Below are 18013 nucleotides of genomic sequence, written 5' to 3'. Positions count from 1 at the left end.
ACATTAGTGGTGTTTTGCACCATAGGCCAAATCTCCTGCGTCGCCGAGCCCCGGTACAATATAGGCTTTGGAGGTCAGTTCGCGATCAACGTCACCTACCCAGATGTGCGCTGTTGGAATGAACGCCTGCACATGATTTATTCCTTCTTCGGAAGCGATAGCCGCAACAATGTGCAATTCTTTGATGTCATACTCGGTCAAGAGATCTCTGCAGCATAACACCAGGCTTTTTCCGGTCGCCAACATGGGGTCCACTACAATCACGGTGCGGTTGTCTAAATTGGGAGTATTCACATATTCCTTGTGGATCTCAAACTCGCCGCTTTTTTTGGTATGTCGGTAGGCGGCAATAAACGTATTGTCGGCGCGGTCAAATACATTCAATAGCCCTTGATGAAAGGGAAGACCCGCTCTCAGAATCGTAGCGAGTACGGGCTGTTCCATCAGGAGTTGAGTTTTGGCCACACCCAGCGGAGTTTCAACTTCAATGGGCGTATAGGTCATCGTTTTGCTGATCTCATAAGCAAAAATTTCACCCAATCGTTCCAAATTCCGGCGGAAACGCATGCGATCCTGTTGAATATGAATATCTCTCAACTCGGCGATAAAATGATTTGCAATGCTATTTTGGGTAGATAGAATAGTAACCATGACGTGTGTGCTAGTTCAGTGAAGCTAAAGATAATAAATAATCAATTGAAAGTAATAACATCTATGGTATTATTATAGTTTGCGCTCAAATGGTAAAATTTTTAGTAAATTTGTTTTGCAACACTACTGGATTTGGCCTGGATCGCATCTCGAAAAACGTCCTGTTTGCAGATTTAAAATCATCGGTTTAAAAAGAACAGTTTTGTGCTTGCCGCTCAAACTATTACTGGTGCAATGTTTGCTGGAAAAGGCCGAGATAGTTTAGTTTAAGAAATAGGAAGTATATGAAATTTGAATTGACATCAGAGTATAAGCCGACCGGCGATCAGCCAGAAGCAATTCGGCAATTGGTTGCTGGAGTAGAGCAGGCAGAGCAATATCAAACGCTTTTGGGGGTGACGGGATCGGGTAAGACCTTTACGGTGGCCAATGTGATTCAGGAAACGCAAAAGCCAACATTGATTTTAAGCCATAATAAAACTTTGGCGGCTCAATTGTATGGTGAATTCAAGCAGTTCTTCCCCAATAATTCAGTCAACTATTTTGTATCCTATTACGATTATTATCAGCCCGAAGCTTTTATTGCTTCTACAAACACTTACATCGAGAAGGATTTGGCGATTAACGAAGAAATTGAAAAGTTGCGCTTGGCCACCACTTCCGCTTTGATGTCGGGGCGTCGTGATGTCGTTGTGGTTTCTTCAGTGTCTTGTATCTACGGTATGGGAAATCCGGAAGATTTCTCCCGTTCTATCTTTCGATTCGGCGTAGGAATGACGGTTACGAGAAATGCTTTTCTGCATAAATTAGTTGAAATTTTATATTCACGCACAACAACAGAGTTTAAACGTGGTACATTTCGCGTTAAAGGAGATACTGTGGATATTTATCCAGCGTATCTGGATTTTGCAATTCGTGTGTCCTTCTTTGGGGATGAAATTGATGAATTGAGTGAGATAGATCCTGTATCTGGTAAAACGCTCCATAAAATGGAAGATTTAGCCCTTTTTCCGGCAAATCTTTTCGTTACGCCGAAGGAAAAATTTAAAGAATCGATTTGGGCCATTCAAGATGAATTGATGCAACGGAAAACGCAACTGGAAGACGAGGGCTTAATGCTGGAGGCGAAGCGTTTAGAGGAGCGGGTCAATTATGATCTGGAAATGATGCGTGAACTGGGCTATTGTTCGGGGATTGAAAATTATTCCCGCTTTTTTGATGGTAGACAACCGGGGATGCGTCCTTTCTGTTTGCTGGATTATTTTCCGGAAGATTACCTGTTGGTCATTGATGAGAGTCACGTGACCTTACCACAATTACGTGCGATGTATGGTGGCGACCGATCGCGAAAAGTTTCCTTGGTAGAACATGGGTTTAGATTGCCTGCGGCTTTGGATAACAGACCCTTAAACTTTCCGGAGTTTGAATCCTTGACAAACCAGACAATTTATGTGTCAGCTACCCCTGGTGATTATGAACTGCAACAGACAGAAGGCGTGGTGGTTGAACAGGTGATTCGTCCTACGGGGCTTCTAGATCCGATTATTGAAGTGAGGCCAGCGATCAATCAAGTCGATGATTTCTTGGAAGAGGTGGATAAGACCATCAAAGAAGGAGGGCGTGTGCTGGCAACTACCTTGACGAAACGTATGGCGGAAGAACTTTCCAAATATATGACCAAGCTGAACTTAAAAGTCCGTTATATACATTCGGAAATTAAAACCTTGGAGCGGGTAGAGATCTTACGCGGCCTTCGATTAGGTGAATTTGATATTTTGGTCGGCGTGAACTTATTGCGTGAGGGACTTGATTTACCGGAGGTTACACTGGTTGCTATTCTCGATGCGGATAAGGAAGGTTTTTTGCGTTCTGAACGTTCGCTTATTCAGACGATCGGTCGTGCTGCCCGGAATGATAAAGGTCGGGTTATTATGTATGCAGACAAAATGACCGACAGTATGCGTGTGACGATCGATGAAACCAATCGACGCCGAGACAAACAGATGAAATATAACCAGGAACATGGCATTACTCCGCGTACAGTCGGCAAAACTAGAGAGGAAATATTGGAGCAGACTTCTGTCGCCGATTTCTCCGGTATTGAACCTAAAATTTATGTCGAGCCGGATCCATCGCAGGCTGTTGCAGCTGATCCTGTCATGCAGTATCTCAGTGAAAAAGATTTGAAAAAAGCGATTGATAACGTGCGTAAAAAAATGGATAAAGCCGCGAAAGAAATGGATTTCTTGGAAGCTGCCAAATACCGTGATGAAATGTTCTCCCTCGAGAAGCTTTATGAAGAACGGTTCTCCTTCTAAAGGGCTTTTGTTTTCAGGTGCCTATTTTTTGCGGGTGAAGTGGTTTTTTTTCTGTAAAATTATCTTGTTCAATTGTTAACATATTTTGCGAAAATCAAATTCTTCTCAGTAAATTAGTGCTCAAATCTAAACTAAAGCATACTAGAAAATGAAAAAGCCAATTCTTGTTGTCAAATTTGGATCGGCTTCTATTACCACGAAAGAGGGAGAAGTTGATGAACGTATTGTTTTGGAGATCGCTAGACAAATTGCTTCCTTACAAAAGAAATACAATATTGTCTTGGTCTCTTCGGGTGCTGTTGCCGCCGGTAAACGTTTTCTACCCAGTTATACAGGAACATTATCGCAACGTAAAGCTGCTGCCGCCATCGGTAACCCCATATTGATTAATACGTATTCAACCTACTTCAGACCGTTTAAAATTTCGTTGGCGCAAAGTTTATGTGAGCGACATCATTTTTCAAACCGGGATCAATTTCTGCAATTGAAAAATACCTATGAGGAATTGTGGCGGAACAACGTTATTCCCATCGCCAATGAAAATGATGTGGTGAGTAATAAGGAACTGAAATTTTCAGATAATGATGAACTGGCCACGTTAATTGCCGTTGGTTTTGGGGCTGAAAAATTGCTATTTAGCACTTCCGTACCCGGCGTGTTGGATGCAAACAACAAAATTATACCCCAAATCGAAACTATTGATAGGGATATTTTAGGTTTAGCGAGAAAAGATAAGTCGTCCGTTGGATTGGGTGGAATGACCTCGAAATTGAATTTTGCCCGATTAGCCAATCAGATGGGGATTGCTGTTGTGATTTTTAGCATGCAAACTGAGGATGCCATCCAGAAAGCAGTGAAACATGAGACTGGTACCTTGTGTCTGGCGCAAAGTAAGAAGATTTCTTCCCGCAAGAAGTGGCTTGCGAGCGGGAGTTTAATTAAAGGAGAATTGATGGTTGACCGCGGAGCAGAGGAAGCGTTATTGAAGCACAAAAGTCTACTGGCCGTCGGTGTTACACGCATCGTCGAGCATTTTGAAAAGGGAGAAGTGTTAAATATTGTCAATCTAGAAGGCTTAACCGTGGCCGTTGCCCGGGCAAAAATGGATTCATCCGCTTTATCTCAGTCCAGTAAAAAAAATATAGAAATTGCACACGCAAATGATATCGTCTTGTTATGAGTAAATCCATTATAGAACAACTTCAGGCAGCATCCAAAGCTAAAAATTTGTTGCAGAAGCTAGCACCTGAAACCAAAATAACGCTTTTAAATGCTATTGCAGATGCGCTTGTCGAACAGGAGTCGGTTATATTACAGGCCAATAAAAGTGATTTGGACCGCATGTCTGATGAAGATCCAAAAAAAGACCGTCTCTTGCTCAACAGTGATCGCCTAAAAGGTTTGGCCGATAGTGTTAAGCAGATAGCACAGTTGGCGGACCCAACAGATCAGTTATTATTGAAAAAGCAATTACCCAATGGATTGGAAATAGAAAAGATCACTGTTCCGCTTGGCGTTGTTGGGGTGATTTATGAATCGCGGCCTAATGTGACTATTGATGTTGCTGCTTTATGTATTCAGTCGGGCAATGTTTGCTTATTGCGGGGTGGTTCCGATGCATTACATACCAATGAAGCGCTTTTGAAAGTTATTCACGATATCTTGGAACAGCATGGTATTGCAACAACTATTGTACAACTGTTGCCTGTCGATAGAAAACATGTTTCGGAATTGTTGGAAGCGACGTCTTATGTGGATATTATCATCCCACGTGGGTCGCAGTCATTAATCAATTTTGTGCGGGAAAACGCCAAGGTACCTGTGATTGAGACAGGGGCAGGAGTATGCCATACGTATGTCGACAGTACCGCAGATTTGGATATGGCAGCGAGGATTGTCGCGAATGCTAAAATTTCTAGACCTTCTGTCTGTAACTCCTTAGATACAGTTTTGATCGATAAGGATGTTGTAACGGAATTTTTAGTTAAACTGGCTCCGTATCTCGAAGAGGCTCAAGTTGAAGTGTTTGCTGACGCTACTACCTATCAGGTACTAAAAAATGAGAATTTTTCAAATTTAAAGCGAGCAGAAGAGGCGGATTTTGGAAGGGAATTTTTAGATTTGAAATGTTCGGTAAAAACCGTTGACGGTTTGGATGAAGCGCTGGAACATATTGGAAAATATTCTTCCAAACATTCGGAGTGCATCGTCTCTTCCAATGAACTTCATATTGAACAGTTTTTAAATACAGTGGATGCCGCTGCGGTGTATGCCAATGCGTCGACACGCTTTACAGATGGCGGAGAATTTGGACTTGGCGCTGAAATAGGAATTTCTACTCAAAAATTGCATGCACGGGGGCCATTTGCATTGGAAAAGTTGGTAACAGAAAAATGGATTGTCCGTGGCAACGGTCAGATTCGATAATAGATCTATACGATGGGAATAAGTTTTAAAAGAGATTTGATGGTACGCTGGGTGGAGGACATCGGCAAGTTTCTGCGGATATGGATTGATGGTTACGATGCTTTTGCTGAACCAGAAGATCCGGCCCAGTTTGCCGAAGCCTATCAGAAGTTTTTTGAAAAGGATCGGAGTTTTTATTTGAGTATTTCCGAGGCTGAGCTCACAGCTTATGCAAAAAATGACCTGGATGCACAACAATTACATCCACTGGCGCTAACGCTATTATTTGATGGGTTGAATGCTACGGATGGCAGCCAGGAAAATCTGCTTCGTAAAGCAAAGTTAATTTTGAATCTAGCCATGGCTGAAACGGCGAGCTTTGCCTTTCAGGATTACCAGTATTTAGCCATGATTGATGATAAATTGAAAACTATACACTAGGGCAGCGAAGTGTCTGCTAAGTTCATGTAGTATTGAAGTGCTATAGAAACTTCGAGTTGTGATATGAACGATACTGCGCTTAGCAGAGAAAATAAATGGGAGCTGTCAGTTATTAAACTGGCAGCTCCCGTTTATTAAGGGATTTTTAACGGAATGCTACCGCAAGATCTCGCGCGCGATCACCAGACGTTGAATCTCAGAGGTCCCTTCATAGATTTGCGTGATTTTTGCGTCGCGCATTAACCTTTCAACATGATATTCTTTTACGTACCCATAGCCACCGTGGATCTGTACAGCTTCCACCGTGTGTTTCATGGCAACTTCAGACGCATGTAATTTGGCCATTGCTGCTTCCTTACCGTAAGGAAGTCCTTGATCTTTAGTCCAGGCAGCTTTATATGTCAAAAGCCGGGCGGCCTCGATCTCGACCTCCATATCGGCCAATTTAAATTGTATGGCCTGATGTTCGGAAATCGGCTTTCCAAAGGTCTTTCGCTCTTTTGAGTAAGCCAAAGCAAGGTCATAGGCGCCAGCAGCTATTCCCAAGGCCTGCGCAGCGATGCCAATACGACCGCCATCGAGTGTTTTCATCGCAAATTTAAATCCGAAGCCATCTTCTCCGATACGGTTTTCTTTCGGAACCTGAACATCGGAAAATAGGAGTGAGTGCGTATCCGAACTGCGGATACCCAATTTGTTTTCTTTCGGGCCAACGGTAAATCCAGGCAGTCCTTTTTCGACGATCAATACATTGATTCCTTTATGACCTTTTTCAGGATGTGTCTGTGCAATGACAAGATAGATATCTGCATGCCCCCCATTCGTGATCCAGTTTTTTGTGCCATTTAGTAAATAATGATCCCCTTTATCTTCTGCAGTTGTATGTTGTGACGAGGCGTCAGAACCGGCTTCGGGTTCGGATAGCGCAAATGCACCCAATTTCTCCCCCTTTGCTAATGGAACCAGGTATTTTTGTTTCTGTTCTTCCGTCCCAAAAGCATTAAGTCCATATAATACTAGGGAATTGTGAGCGGAGACAATAACGGCCGCAGAGGCATCAATTTTGGCAATTTCTTCCAGTACGAGCACGTAGGCTAACGTATCCATACCAGCTCCGCCATAAATTTCCGGAGTCATGATACCCATAAATCCAAGTTCGCCCATCTGTTTGACAAAATCGGTGGGAAATTTAGCGGATTCATCGCGTTCTATTGCCCCAGCCTTTAGTTCCTGGGCGAATTCCCGCGCTGCATCGCGGATCATTTTATGTTCTTCGCTTAATTCAAAATTCATGGTATTCCTATTTTTGGTTTATCATTTACCGAGCCGATAACTAGTTATCTCATAAGGTTTGCTTTCAAAGCGTTTTTCTCAACACATCATCCGTTTAGAAGCTCAAAGTAAAGCTATACTCAAATATACAAAATATATATTATGCAAGCATAGTAATTGCGCGATTAACTTTTTGTGCTTTTAAGCCTAATGCGAACGGATAATGAAATCGTAGAATTTCCACTGATTTTGAGTGCACATCATCAGTTCAAGACATGCCACAACCCAGATAAAACATATACTGCATATATACACGGTAGATGAGATGAGCGTAGTTTTTTCATATTAATTTAAAAAAATGAAGAATTACTTGTTTGCTAAATTTAATCTACTATATTTGTAGACTATAGAATGTAAACACCTTTAAAAAAATAAGATTATGAGTTTAAGATTAGGAGATGAAGCGCCAAATTTTAAAGCGCAAACTACCATTGGTGAAATAGACTTTCACGATTATATTAAAGATAGCTGGGTCGTTTTCTTTTCGCACCCGTCAGATTATACACCGGTATGTACCACAGAGTTGGGGCGTACAGCAAAGTTAAAATCTGAATTTGACAAAAGGGGTGTAAAGGCGATTGCGCTGAGTGTAGATAATGTAAACGATCACTTAAACTGGATCAAGGATATCAATGAGACACAAAATACAGAAGTGAATTTCCCGGTTATCGCCGATGAAGATCATCATGTATCCGAATTATACGATATGATCCATCCGAATGCTTCTGCAACAAGTACTGTGCGTTCGGTATTCATTATAGGCCCTGATAAAAAGATTAAATTGACCTTGACATATCCGGCCTCAACAGGTCGTAATTTTGATGAAATTTTACGGGTTATTGATTCGTTGCAGTTAACCGCAGATTATCAAGTAGCTACACCTGCAGATTGGAAGCATGGCGAAGATGTTATTGTTGTTCCAGCGATAAAGACTGAAGACATCCCGGCGAAATTCCCGAAAGGATATAAAGAGGTCAAACCATATTTGAGAACAACGCCGCAACCAAATCTGTAGGTTGAGGGGTTCGAAATAACCCATAAAAAAAGGCAACGTTTTTCAACGTTGCCTTTTTTTATGGGTTATAAATGCAGCTTAATAGACTTTAACCATGTAGATATAGTCTTGCATTTTCTTGATTTGTTCTGTTCTTGGTAAACCTGCCAAACTGTTCTTTTTGTTGATCTTAAGACCCGTAACCAAAGAATCCGTTGGAATGTCCGCTAAAGCATTCAAGATTGATTTTGTTTTGATAGCAAAGGCTGCACCATCAATTCCGCGTTGCTTTCCAGAAATAATACCAATAACGTTACCTCTGCTATCCAATACAGGACCGCCACTATTACCTGGATTAACCGGTACGGATATCTGATATGCAATCGTATCACCGGCATAACCTGTTGATGAACTTAAATATCCCTGACCATATACGGCTTCATCTCGGGGAAAGCCGATGGTGTAGATATCTTCCCCAAGATCTGAAGTTGATGTTTTGAATGTGTACGGTAAGCTTTTAACTTTCTTAAAGTTCTTATCAGCGATGTACAAAATAGCCAAGTCTTTGCTTGGATCAGTATGTACGATTTGTGCTTTATAGGATTCGCCTTTATTATTTTGCAAATAAATCGAATCGGCACCACTAACGACGTGGTAATTAGTGACAACATAACCATCTGTTGTCAACATAAAGCCTGTTGCGCCAAATTGGCTCTCCGTACCTTTTACTGATTTTTTGTCGTTGATATCTTTGATTGCAGCATTGTGGGCATTGACGTTCTTTTTGACATTGTTCATGTCTCTACGCAATGCACTGTAATCGGAAGAAGCCTTTTCGAGGGTGCTGTAATAACCGCTCAACCATAATGTGCCAAATACCGCAAATACCGCGACTACTGCAGCGACCAAAGAACTGGCTTTGATACGTTCCCAAAGTGAAATCACCGTTGATTGCTTCATTGGTACGACCTTGGTCGTTTTACTTTGGGTTTTATGGTATTCTTTTGCTGATTGTGCCAATGCATTTTTAAAATCTAGACGATGGTTAGTTTCTTTCATATGGGCAACAAATTCGCGGTGTTGTTGTAATTGGGCAGCATAGGAGGGGTGTTCAGCGCAGAAAGATTCAAATGCAGCCTGTTCCTCGGTCGATAATTCGCCGCGAAGATATTGATCTGCTAATTCGAAAAATTCTTTTTGATTCATTGTTCCCATGGTGTTACTCAAATTTTAATCTGTTGAAAAAAATATTTTTTTCAGCCGTTGCAGGCATTTATACTTCTGAGTCTTGGCATTATCTGTATTGGTATAACCAAATTTTTCACAGATATCCTGCATCGAATGGTTCAAGATGTAGAAATCGTGTAAGATTGTCTTACAGGGTTCTCCCATTTTCTCTAAGGCAAGCTCCATTTGGTCGAACTTTTTTTCAAGTTCTTGATGCTGTTGTGTAGATCTTCTTCCTCAAACAAGGAATCTTCATAACCGCGAATGTCACTATTGCCAAAACCAGCACGATTGAGTTGCTTAAGCCAAAGCCTTCTGCAAATCGAGTAGAGATATGTTTTAAGTTTGCTGCTGAGCTCAAAGTTCCCTTTGGAAACTTTATCGTAGAGCACAATGACAGCTTCTTGAAAGATATCTTTCGCTTCATCCTCCCTTCCATTATTTTGCAAGATCATATGGCTTATAGACGGATAATAACGCTTATAGATAGCATCTATCGCGAAGCTGTTGCCGTCTTTGATGCCTTCAATGATTTGCTCATCATTTTCTAGCAGGACTGATTTACTGAATTTACTCACCTATTAATACCTTAATGCTTAAATTGTAACCCTTTGAAAAATAAAATTATTCGAAATAATTTCAAACGCCAATTTTTATTTGTTTAAAGCGAAATCTATCCAAAAATACTGCTTATTCCTGATAACCGAAAGCATTTGTTTTTTATTGGAATAGTGCAGTCTATTTCTCAGCGCGGCAAGTTTTTCTTGGGATCTTTTTTTGATGTTGTTATTCGCTTTGCAGCATATCCGCCAGAAGAACTTTCCTCGACTGTTGAAGCACACGAAAGTGAGCAAAAGGATCTTCGATTGTATCGAAAAAGTTTCGCAATCGAGTGCTTTCATAATCTGCTTGTTATTACTATAAAATGAAGTTACATTTGGTTTCCTAGTCTAAATTGCTCAACGACATTATGTTAAGAACATCTCTTATTTTTTCGACGATTCTAGCCTCCTTGCTATCTCTGAACACAAGTTTCACGATAGGGCAGACCACCACATCTGCTATCGACGGTTTTCAGTATGGAGCATCACAGTCTCCAAAAGGGAATGAATGGGAATCGCCCCAACTATTATCATTGAATAAAGAACTGCCACATGCTTCGTTCTATTCTTTTAAAAACGTGCAAAGTGCAAGAAAAGTACTTCCCGAGCACAGTAACTATTGGATTTCGCTCAATGGATCCTGGAAATTCAACTGGGTGAAGACTCCGGAGGAGCGGCCAAAGGATTTTTATCATCCTACATATGATGTTGGTGGCTGGGAATCGGTGCCTGTGCCCATGAGCTGGAATATTTTTGGTATACAAAAAGATGGAAGCTTAAAGTATGGCGTGCCTATTTATACCAACCAGCGAGTTATCTTTCATCATCAGGTAAAGGTCGGCGATTGGAAAGGTGGTGTAATGCGTACACCAGCGGCGGATTGGACGACCTATGTTTATCGTAATGAAGTTGGATCTTATCGACGCAATTTTACAGTCCCTACCGACTGGGACGGCCGCGAGGTATTTATCAATTTTGATGGGGTGGATTCTTTTTTCTACCTATGGATCAATGGCAAATATGTCGGTTTTTCTAAAAATTCAAGAAATGTTGCGTCTTTTAACATCTCACCTTACTTAAAAAAGGGTGCTGAAAATGTGTTGGCTGTTGAAGTTTATCGTAGTTCCGATGCTTCCTTTTTGGAAGCTCAGGATATGTTCAGGCTGCCCGGTATATTTCGCGATGTTTCCCTGACTTCTACGCCAAAAGTGCAGATTCGTGATCTGGCAGCTATTCCAGATTTGGATAGCAACTACGAAAATGGTTCGTTGAAAATTACCAGCACGATACGCAATCTTAGCAGCAAGCAGGCCGAGGGCTATAAACTAGTGTATTCACTTTATAAGAATAAGCTATATAGTGACGAAAATACGCTTGTAGACCAAACCGAAGCATCTACACTTGTTCCTACCCTGGGCAGTCAGGCTTCTAATAGCGTAGCCGCGACACTGAATGTTAAACATCCGAATAAATGGTCGGCAGAGTTACCGTATCGGTATACTTTGGTGGCTGAGTTGAAGGATAAGAACAACAAAACTGTTGAGACTGTTTCCACCTATGTTGGATTTAGAAAGGTTGAAATTAAAGATACCCAAGCGGAGGATGATGAATTTGGGCTAGCTGGCCGTTATTATTATATCAACGGCAAAACAGTTAAGCTAAAAGGGGTCAACCGGCACGAGACTAACCCGGAGCATGGGAAAGTGGTGACGAGAGAACAGATGGAAGCTGAGGTAAAGTTGATGAAAAGGGCCAATATCAACCACGTTCGTAATTCGCATTATCCTGAACCTGCGTATTGGTATTACCTATGCGACAAATATGGAATTTATCTGGAGGATGAAGCCAATATTGAAAGTCATGAGTATTATTATGGCAAAGAATCTCTCTCGCATGTTCCTGAATGGAAGAATGCACATGTGGCCCGTAATATTGAAATGGTGCATTCGACCATTAACCATCCGGCTGTCGTCATCTGGTCTTTAGGAAACGAAGCTGGTCCCGGCGATAATTTTGTAGCAGCCTATCAGGCCATCAAGAAAATTGATACATCAAGACCTGTTCAATACGAACGTAACAATGCAATCGTAGATATGGGGTCCAACCAATATCCCTCGATTGACTGGGTCAGAGGTGCTGTAAAGGGGACGTATAAATTAAAATATCCCTACCATATCTCTGAATATTCACATTCCATGGGGAATGCTGTTGGTAACTTAATTGATTATTGGGAAGCCATCGAATCGACCAACTTCTTTATGGGCGGCGCCATATGGGATTGGATCGATCAGGCCATGTACTATTATGATAAAAAGACCGGAGAACGCTTCCTGGCCTATGGTGGTGATTTTGGAGATAAACCCAATGACGGCACCTTTGTTAACAACGGGTTGATCTTTGCCGATATGAGACCTAAACCGCAGTATTATGAGGTAAAGAAAGTGTACCAAAATGCGGGCGTAAAGGCTGTTGATATGCAGCAGGGTAAAATTGAACTATTTAATAAAAATTATTTTAAGGATCTATCCGATTATCAGGTACAGTGGTCGTTATTCAAAGACGGTGTAGAAGTAACAAATAGCAAAGGCACGATCAGCACAGCGGATTTGCCGACAGCGCGCCAACGCAAGCAGCTTACATTGCCGATAAATTATGCGCAGTTAGATGCGGGGTCGGAATATTTTGTGAAAGTGCAGTTTATACTCCAAGAAGATAGGCCATGGGCAACAAAAGGTTTTGTCCAGATGGAGGAACAGCTTTTTGTTAAAGCTGCTGAAAGGAAACCGCTGATTTCATCTGTTGCAAAAGGTGGAGCTCCGGTACTTTCCAAAGAAGGTGATTTGCAGGTGGTGAAGGGAGATCAGTTTATCGCGAAGTTTGATAATAAAACAGGCTCGATATATAATCTAACATATGCCGGTAAACACGTTATCCGCGATGGCGAAGGACCAAAATTGGATGCACTACGTGCTCCGGTTGACAATGACAACTGGGCTTACCAACAATGGTTTGAAAAAGGATTGCATAACCTGCAACATAAGGTTTTGTCTTCAAACAGTTATACCAAGAAAGATGGAACAGTTGTATTGGCGTTTACGGTTGAATCGCAAGCCCCTTATGGTGCGTCTTTGTTGGGGGGAACTTCGGGAACCTACACCCTTAAAGAGCATACAGATAAGCCTTTTGGTGAGGACGACTTTAAATTTACAAGCAATCAGATCTGGACAATCTATAAGGATGGCTCCATAGAATTATCTTCGCGTATTACATCCAATAATACGAGTGTGGTTTTAGCGCGGCTCGGCTATTCTTTGCAACTGCCTGCTGAATACAGCAACTATAGTTATTATGGACGTGGACCGATCAACAATTATGCTGATCGGAAAACAGCACAATTTATTGAATGGCACAAAAGCACCGTAAAAGATCAGTTCGTGCCATGGCCTAATCCACAAAATATGAGCAACAATGAGGATGTGCGTTGGACAGCATTGACAAATAATGCCGGACAGGGAGTTGTTTTTGTTGCGAAAGAGCATTTATCAACATCCGCTTTGGACTATAGTGAGCTTGAGTTGACCTTTGCTCCGCACCCTTATCAATTACCAAAGAGTTCGGGCGGTACACGTTCATCTTGATGCAGCCGTAACAGGGCTTGGTGGCAACAGCTGCGGACAAGGGCCGCCGTTGGAAAGAGACCGCGTGAAAGCGATGCCTACGTCTATAGGCTTTATTATCCGTCCGATTCAGAACAATGATATGATGGAGAAGGTTCAGGTAGCGACTGCAGGAGATGCGCCAATTTCAATCGTGAGAAGTTCCAATGGTGAGGTTTCCATGCTGGCAGGAAATAAAAGTGAGCCTGTATTGTACCGTTTGAACAACGCAAAAGCAAGTGTCTACAAAGCACCTTTTGATTTACGGGCCGGTGGTACCCTAACCGCTTGGTATCAGCATAATGAGAAATTAAAGGTAACACAGCAATACACAAAAATCGAGACTATTCCAATGGAAGTGGTCTTTGCTTCAAGTGAGGAAACTGGTGAAGGTGATGCCAAGAACCTATTGGATGGAGATCCTTCCTCGATTTGGCATACGATGTATTCGGTTACCGTAGCACAGTATCCACATTGGGTTGATTTTGACGCTGGAAGTAGCAAAACAATTAAGGGCTTCACTTTCCTGCCAAGACAGGATGGACCGAATGGTGATATTAAGGATTACAAAATTCAGGTGAGTAAAGATGGGAAGAACTGGGAAGATGTGATGTCGGGATCTTTTGAACGGAATAAAAAACTAAAAACGGTTCGATTTGAGCAGCCTGTTAAGGGACGTTATATCCGTTTTACAGGACTTAACGCACAACGGGGGGATGATTATGCATCATGTGCTGAATTTATGGTGATAGCGGAGTAAATAGATAACTTGATGTGTACCGGCCGGTATGCTGCAACGACAGCATACCGGCTTTTTTATTCGCACAGTATATAGCTTTTGTCAGCGCAACACAATTGGGAGATTCGCCGCAGCTTCTCAAAACTGGACGACTCTGCGGATGCTTGTCAATACGAATTAAAAAAGTAGAAGTTGGCTTATTAAAGCAAAAAAAAAGCATCACTTAATTATAAATGATGCTTTTTTGTTGGCGGTCTGGACGGGACTCGAACCCGCGACCCCATGCGTGACAGGCATGTATTCTAACCAGCTGAACTACCAGACCAACAATGTGTTTTTAAAATTTTAGCGGTCTGGACGGGACTCGAACCCGCGACCCCATGCGTGACAGGCATGTATTCTAACCAGCTGAACTACCAGACCTAAAATCTTAAAGATTGTTTTTAACAATTTTTGGCGGTCTGGACGGGACTCGAACCCGCGACCCCATGCGTGACAGGCATGTATTCTAACCAGCTGAACTACCAGACCTAAAAATCTTAAAAACTTATTTTGTTAAAGAACGTAAGAGATTGCTTTCTCTTTTGAAGCGGTCTGGACGGGACTCGAACCCGCGACCCCATGCGTGACAGGCATGTATTCTAACCAGCTGAACTACCAGACCTCAACCCTTCTCCTCAGAAGGTGTGCAAATATAGCGTTTGTTTACGTATCTGCAAAGATTTTTTGAAAAAAAAACTAATCTACTTGACCGTCTTTCATCTTCTCTGCATTCTCCGCAAATTGCAGTGCATCGATAATTCCTTGAATATCACCGTCCATAATTGCCGGCAAGTTGTACATGGTCATTCCGATACGGTGCTCTGTTACGCGACCTTGTGGGTAATTATAGGTACGGATCTTTGCCGAACGGTCTCCTGTTGATACCAATGTTTTTCTTTTTGCGGCGATGTCGCCGTTCTTTTTGTTCAGCTCAAGCTCGTAAAGTTTGTTACGCAACATCTCCATCGCTAACTCACGGTTGGCTAATTGGGAACGTTCGACCTGACAAACAACAACGATACCCGTCGGTTTATGCGTTAATTGTACTTTTGTTTCTACCTTGTTGACGTTCTGTCCACCGGCACCGCCCGAACGGGACGTCTGTAATTCAATGTCACCAGGATTAATTTCAACATCTACATCTTCCGCCTCAGGAAGAACTGCTACCGACGCTGCGGACGTATGTACCCGACCTTGCGTTTCCGTATCTGGAACGCGTTGTACGCGGTGTACACCTGATTCGTATTTCAGTTGTCCATAAACGTCTTCACCGATTACCTTTAATATTACCTCCTTATAACCGCCAGAAGTTCCTTCGGTAACATCCATGACCTCATTACGCCAGCCTTTGGTCTCAAAATAACGTGTGTACATGCGATAGAGGTCGCCAGCAAATAAAGCTGCTTCATCACCGCCCGATCCACCACGAATTTCGATAATGGCGTTTTTCGCGTCTTCAGGATCCTTTGGAATCAACATTAAGCGAATTTCTTCTTCTTTTTCTTCTTTTGCTACGTATAAAAGATCCAATTCCTCTTTAGCCATCTCACGAAGTTCTTGATCCTTCTCGTTCATGATGATGTCCTTATTGGTGTCAATATTACTGACCATATTTCTGTAAATATGGTACTGATCCACAATCTTGCCCAAATCTTTGTATTCTTTATTCAATTTGGCAAAACGTTTCATATCTTGCATGGTTTCAGGGTTGCTCAATTCAGCTTCCACTTCTTCCCATCTTTCCTTTATCGCTTGTAATTTATCTAACATATTTCAAAAATGCTTCTTCTAGGAATGTATGCCCTAGGTTACTATTGAGTGTACAAAAGTAAGGAAATTTTGTTGCTTTTAAACTACCTAGCCGGCTATTAATGAGAGGAAACTGCTTTTAGTCCCACAATAGAGGCAATGAGTGTGAAAATAAAGAATATGCGCCAGAAATCTGCTGGCTCCTTGAAGAAAATGATTCCCATTAAAACTGTTCCTACGGCACCGATCCCCGTCCAAACAGCATAAGCGGTACCCAGCGGAAGTGTCTGTGTAGCTTTGATCAATAAGCCCATACTCGCAAAAAGGAAGACCACAAAGGCCCCATACCAGAGCCATTGTCCAGTCCCGGTTGCATCTTTCGCTTTACCCAAACAGGTGGTGAAACCAATTTCACATAATCCACCCAATATTAAAAATATCCAGTTCATACCCTTTTCTTTGTTTACAGACAAAGTTCCTTCTTTTGGGCGATAATAGTTTTTACAAATGTTAAAAATTTGTATGAATATTCGCGCGAATCCGACTTAAAGTAACTTGACTAACACCGAGATAGGAGGCGATGTACCCCAGTTTGATGCGCTGGATATATTGGGGGTATTTTTGAAGGAGTTCTGCATAACGCTCCTGCGCAGTATTAAAAAGCTTCGCCATTGTGCGGTGCTCGGCTTTTATAAATTCGAGTTCAGCCATCTTTCTCCCCCAGTTGGCAATCGCGATATCACTTTCGTAGAGCTCAAAAAGCTGTTGCTGGTTGATGCGATAGACTACACTGTCCTCCAGCAGATCGATGTTTTCGTAACCTGGGGTATCATGCACATAACTATTCATGGAAATAAGTGTTCCTCCGGGGGAAACAAAATCAAGGGTAATCTGACGTTTGGGCGTCTCGTAATAAACCCGTGCTAAACCCGAGGCCAAAAAATAGATGTCTTTTTGCGTTTTGTCCTGTTCGATTAATAGGCTATTTCTTTTCACGGTGATCTTTTGACTAAGCTGCTCCAATTTTGAAGTGCTTTCCCCCGAAAGAGAGTGATAGCCATGGAGGCAATCCGATAATGAAATTAAGATCTGCCCACCCATTTCTCCAAACGTAAATTTTCACCATCCCATACTGCGTAGGTATGGTAGTTTATCCATTCGCCCAAATTTATGATGCGGCTATTGGGATTCAGCTTAATATCATAGGGCAGATGTCGATGTCCAAAAATATAATAGTCGTGATGCTGTATGGACTCAACTTCCTTCGCATAGCCAATTAGCCATTCTTTGTCTTCGCCCAAAAACTTTTCGTCCTCATTATTCGAAAGCCTGCTATGTTTTGACCAGCGTGTCGCGATTCCAATGCCAAGATTTGGATGTAAACGTGCAAATAACCATTGGCAGAAACGGCTCCGAAATACTTTCTTGAGTATCTTGTATTTGTAATCTCCCGAACCTAATCCATCGCCGTGGTGAATATAAACGTGTTTTCCGTTGAGCTCTAACTCCAGCTCATTGTCGATGATCCGAACATTTAATTCCTTTTTGAGGTAATCAAACATCCACATATCGTGGTTTCCTTTAAATAAAGTAATGGGAATGCCAAGATCCGAAATTTCGGCTAATTTACCCAAAAAGCGGATATAGCCTTTCGGGACAACCGTGGTATATTCAAACCAGAAATCAAAAATATCACCAACAAGATAGAGCTGTGCAGCATCTGTTTTGATCTGGTCTAGCCACTGTATAATTTGCAGCTCCCTTTCCCGTGAGCGTTCCAAGGGATACGATCCAAGATGAAAGTCGGAGGCAAAATAAATTTTTGTTCTTGTTGACATGTGGCCAAAACTAAAAAA

At 42.0% G+C, this 18013-nt stretch carries 14 protein-coding genes, 4 tRNA genes and 1 pseudogene; 7 read left to right on the top strand and 12 right to left on the bottom strand.

The window, feature by feature from the left end; all coding sequences use genetic code 11:
- Window positions 1–3: 3 nt before the first annotated feature.
- Complete coding sequence (upp, locus tag QE382_RS21785; protein WP_307187754.1) at window positions 4–651, bottom strand: uracil phosphoribosyltransferase; 648 nt, start codon at window positions 649–651, stop codon at window positions 4–6.
- Between the two features lie 284 nt (window positions 652–935).
- Between upp and uvrB the strand changes: the two genes are divergently transcribed.
- The 4 genes from uvrB (at window position 936) to QE382_RS21765 (ending at window position 5816) form a co-directional block, all read left to right on the top strand.
- Window positions 936–2969, top strand: a complete 2034-nt coding sequence (gene uvrB / locus QE382_RS21780; RefSeq protein ID WP_307187753.1) for an excinuclease ABC subunit UvrB — start codon at window positions 936–938, stop codon at window positions 2967–2969.
- 148 nt (window positions 2970–3117) lie between these two features.
- Entirely contained in the window at window positions 3118–4149 is a 1032-nt protein-coding gene (gene proB, locus QE382_RS21775) for a glutamate 5-kinase (RefSeq protein WP_307187752.1), read from the top strand.
- Window positions 4146–5396 (top strand): glutamate-5-semialdehyde dehydrogenase, encoded by a 1251-nt coding sequence (locus QE382_RS21770; RefSeq protein ID WP_307187751.1) that lies wholly within the window; start codon window positions 4146–4148, stop codon window positions 5394–5396. The genes proB and QE382_RS21770 overlap by 4 nt, the downstream gene beginning before the upstream one ends.
- 12 nt (window positions 5397–5408) lie before the next feature.
- The gene (locus QE382_RS21765) at window positions 5409–5816 is read left to right on the top strand and encodes a hypothetical protein (RefSeq protein ID WP_307187750.1); all 408 of its coding nucleotides are present in this window, start codon (window positions 5409–5411) and stop codon (window positions 5814–5816) included.
- A 156-nt stretch (window positions 5817–5972) separates the two neighbouring features.
- Here the strand turns inward: QE382_RS21765 and QE382_RS21760 are convergent, their stop codons facing one another.
- Window positions 5973–7109 carry an acyl-CoA dehydrogenase gene (locus QE382_RS21760; protein ID WP_307187749.1) on the bottom strand — a complete coding sequence of 379 codons (1137 nt, stop codon included), beginning with the start codon at window positions 7107–7109 and terminating at the stop codon, window positions 5973–5975.
- Window positions 7110–7527: 418 nt separating this feature from the next.
- Between QE382_RS21760 and QE382_RS21755 the strand changes: the two genes are divergently transcribed.
- A complete protein-coding gene (locus QE382_RS21755) occupies window positions 7528–8163 on the top strand; it encodes a peroxiredoxin (protein WP_307187748.1) in 636 nt (211 codons plus the stop codon).
- 78 nt (window positions 8164–8241) lie between these two features.
- On the opposite strand, the gene QE382_RS21750 is transcribed toward QE382_RS21755, so the two are convergent.
- On the bottom strand, window positions 8242–9348 hold the full coding sequence (locus QE382_RS21750) for a S1 family peptidase (protein ID WP_307187747.1): 1107 nt from the start codon (window positions 9346–9348) through the stop codon (window positions 8242–8244).
- A gap of 24 nt (window positions 9349–9372) precedes the next feature.
- Window positions 9373–9947 (bottom strand): annotated as a pseudogene (locus tag QE382_RS21745) (RNA polymerase sigma factor).
- 392 nt (window positions 9948–10339) lie between these two features.
- Here QE382_RS21745 and QE382_RS21740 point away from each other — a divergent pair.
- Both QE382_RS21740 and QE382_RS21735 read left to right on the top strand, forming a co-directional pair.
- A complete protein-coding gene (locus tag QE382_RS21740; protein WP_307187745.1) occupies window positions 10340–13609 on the top strand; it encodes a glycoside hydrolase family 2 TIM barrel-domain containing protein in 3270 nt (1089 codons plus the stop codon).
- Window positions 13554–14387, top strand: a complete 834-nt coding sequence (locus QE382_RS21735) for a discoidin domain-containing protein (protein WP_307187744.1) — start codon at window positions 13554–13556, stop codon at window positions 14385–14387. The genes QE382_RS21740 and QE382_RS21735 overlap by 56 nt, the downstream gene beginning before the upstream one ends.
- Before the next feature lie 227 nt (window positions 14388–14614).
- Here QE382_RS21735 and QE382_RS21730 read toward each other — a convergent pair.
- From QE382_RS21730 to QE382_RS21695, 8 genes are all read right to left on the bottom strand, one after another.
- Window positions 14615–14691: transfer RNA gene (locus QE382_RS21730), tRNA-Asp, on the bottom strand.
- A 24-nt stretch (window positions 14692–14715) separates the two neighbouring features.
- Window positions 14716–14789 (bottom strand) — tRNA-Asp (locus QE382_RS21725).
- A gap of 31 nt (window positions 14790–14820) precedes the next feature.
- Window positions 14821–14897, bottom strand: a tRNA-Asp gene (locus QE382_RS21720).
- 59 nt (window positions 14898–14956) lie between these two features.
- Window positions 14957–15030, bottom strand: a tRNA-Asp gene (locus tag QE382_RS21715).
- Window positions 15031–15104: 74 nt separating this feature from the next.
- On the bottom strand, window positions 15105–16178 hold the full coding sequence (gene prfA, locus QE382_RS21710; RefSeq protein WP_293956251.1) for a peptide chain release factor 1: 1074 nt from the start codon (window positions 16176–16178) through the stop codon (window positions 15105–15107).
- Between the two features lie 98 nt (window positions 16179–16276).
- On the bottom strand, window positions 16277–16606 hold the full coding sequence (locus QE382_RS21705) for a DMT family transporter (protein WP_293956252.1): 330 nt from the start codon (window positions 16604–16606) through the stop codon (window positions 16277–16279).
- Between the two features lie 61 nt (window positions 16607–16667).
- A complete protein-coding gene (locus tag QE382_RS21700; protein WP_293879486.1) occupies window positions 16668–17258 on the bottom strand; it encodes a Crp/Fnr family transcriptional regulator in 591 nt (196 codons plus the stop codon).
- Window positions 17240–17995 carry a UDP-2,3-diacylglucosamine diphosphatase gene (locus QE382_RS21695; RefSeq protein ID WP_293879487.1) on the bottom strand — a complete coding sequence of 252 codons (756 nt, stop codon included), beginning with the start codon at window positions 17993–17995 and terminating at the stop codon, window positions 17240–17242. The genes QE382_RS21700 and QE382_RS21695 overlap by 19 nt, the downstream gene beginning before the upstream one ends.
- Window positions 17996–18013 lie beyond the last annotated feature (18 nt).

Source organism: Sphingobacterium zeae, assembly GCF_030818895.1.
Lineage (GTDB): Bacteria > Bacteroidota > Bacteroidia > Sphingobacteriales > Sphingobacteriaceae > Sphingobacterium > Sphingobacterium zeae.
The sequence above is the reverse complement of the archived record's forward strand: the minus strand, read 5'-3'. Positions and strand labels throughout refer to the sequence as shown.

Excerpts from the sequence above, each read along its gene's own strand:
- upp (WP_307187754.1), bottom strand. The coding sequence starts at position 651 with ATGGTTACTATTCTATCTACCCAAAATAGCATTGCAAATCATTTTATC.
- uvrB (WP_307187753.1), top strand. The coding sequence starts at position 936 with ATGAAATTTGAATTGACATCAGAGTATAAGCCGACCGGCGATCAGCCA.
- proB (WP_307187752.1), top strand. The coding sequence starts at position 3,118 with ATGAAAAAGCCAATTCTTGTTGTCAAATTTGGATCGGCTTCTATTACC.
- QE382_RS21770 (WP_307187751.1), top strand. The coding sequence starts at position 4,146 with ATGAGTAAATCCATTATAGAACAACTTCAGGCAGCATCCAAAGCTAAA.
- QE382_RS21765 (WP_307187750.1), top strand. The coding sequence starts at position 5,409 with ATGGGAATAAGTTTTAAAAGAGATTTGATGGTACGCTGGGTGGAGGAC.
- QE382_RS21760 (WP_307187749.1), bottom strand. The coding sequence starts at position 7,109 with ATGAATTTTGAATTAAGCGAAGAACATAAAATGATCCGCGATGCAGCG.
- QE382_RS21755 (WP_307187748.1), top strand. The coding sequence starts at position 7,528 with ATGAGTTTAAGATTAGGAGATGAAGCGCCAAATTTTAAAGCGCAAACT.
- QE382_RS21750 (WP_307187747.1), bottom strand. The coding sequence starts at position 9,348 with ATGAATCAAAAAGAATTTTTCGAATTAGCAGATCAATATCTTCGCGGC.
- QE382_RS21740 (WP_307187745.1), top strand. The coding sequence starts at position 10,340 with ATGTTAAGAACATCTCTTATTTTTTCGACGATTCTAGCCTCCTTGCTA.
- prfA (WP_293956251.1), bottom strand. The coding sequence starts at position 16,178 with ATGTTAGATAAATTACAAGCGATAAAGGAAAGATGGGAAGAAGTGGAA.
- QE382_RS21705 (WP_293956252.1), bottom strand. The coding sequence starts at position 16,606 with ATGAACTGGATATTTTTAATATTGGGTGGATTATGTGAAATTGGTTTC.
- QE382_RS21700 (WP_293879486.1), bottom strand. The coding sequence starts at position 17,258 with ATGGGTGGGCAGATCTTAATTTCATTATCGGATTGCCTCCATGGCTAT.
- QE382_RS21695 (WP_293879487.1), bottom strand. The coding sequence starts at position 17,995 with ATGTCAACAAGAACAAAAATTTATTTTGCCTCCGACTTTCATCTTGGA.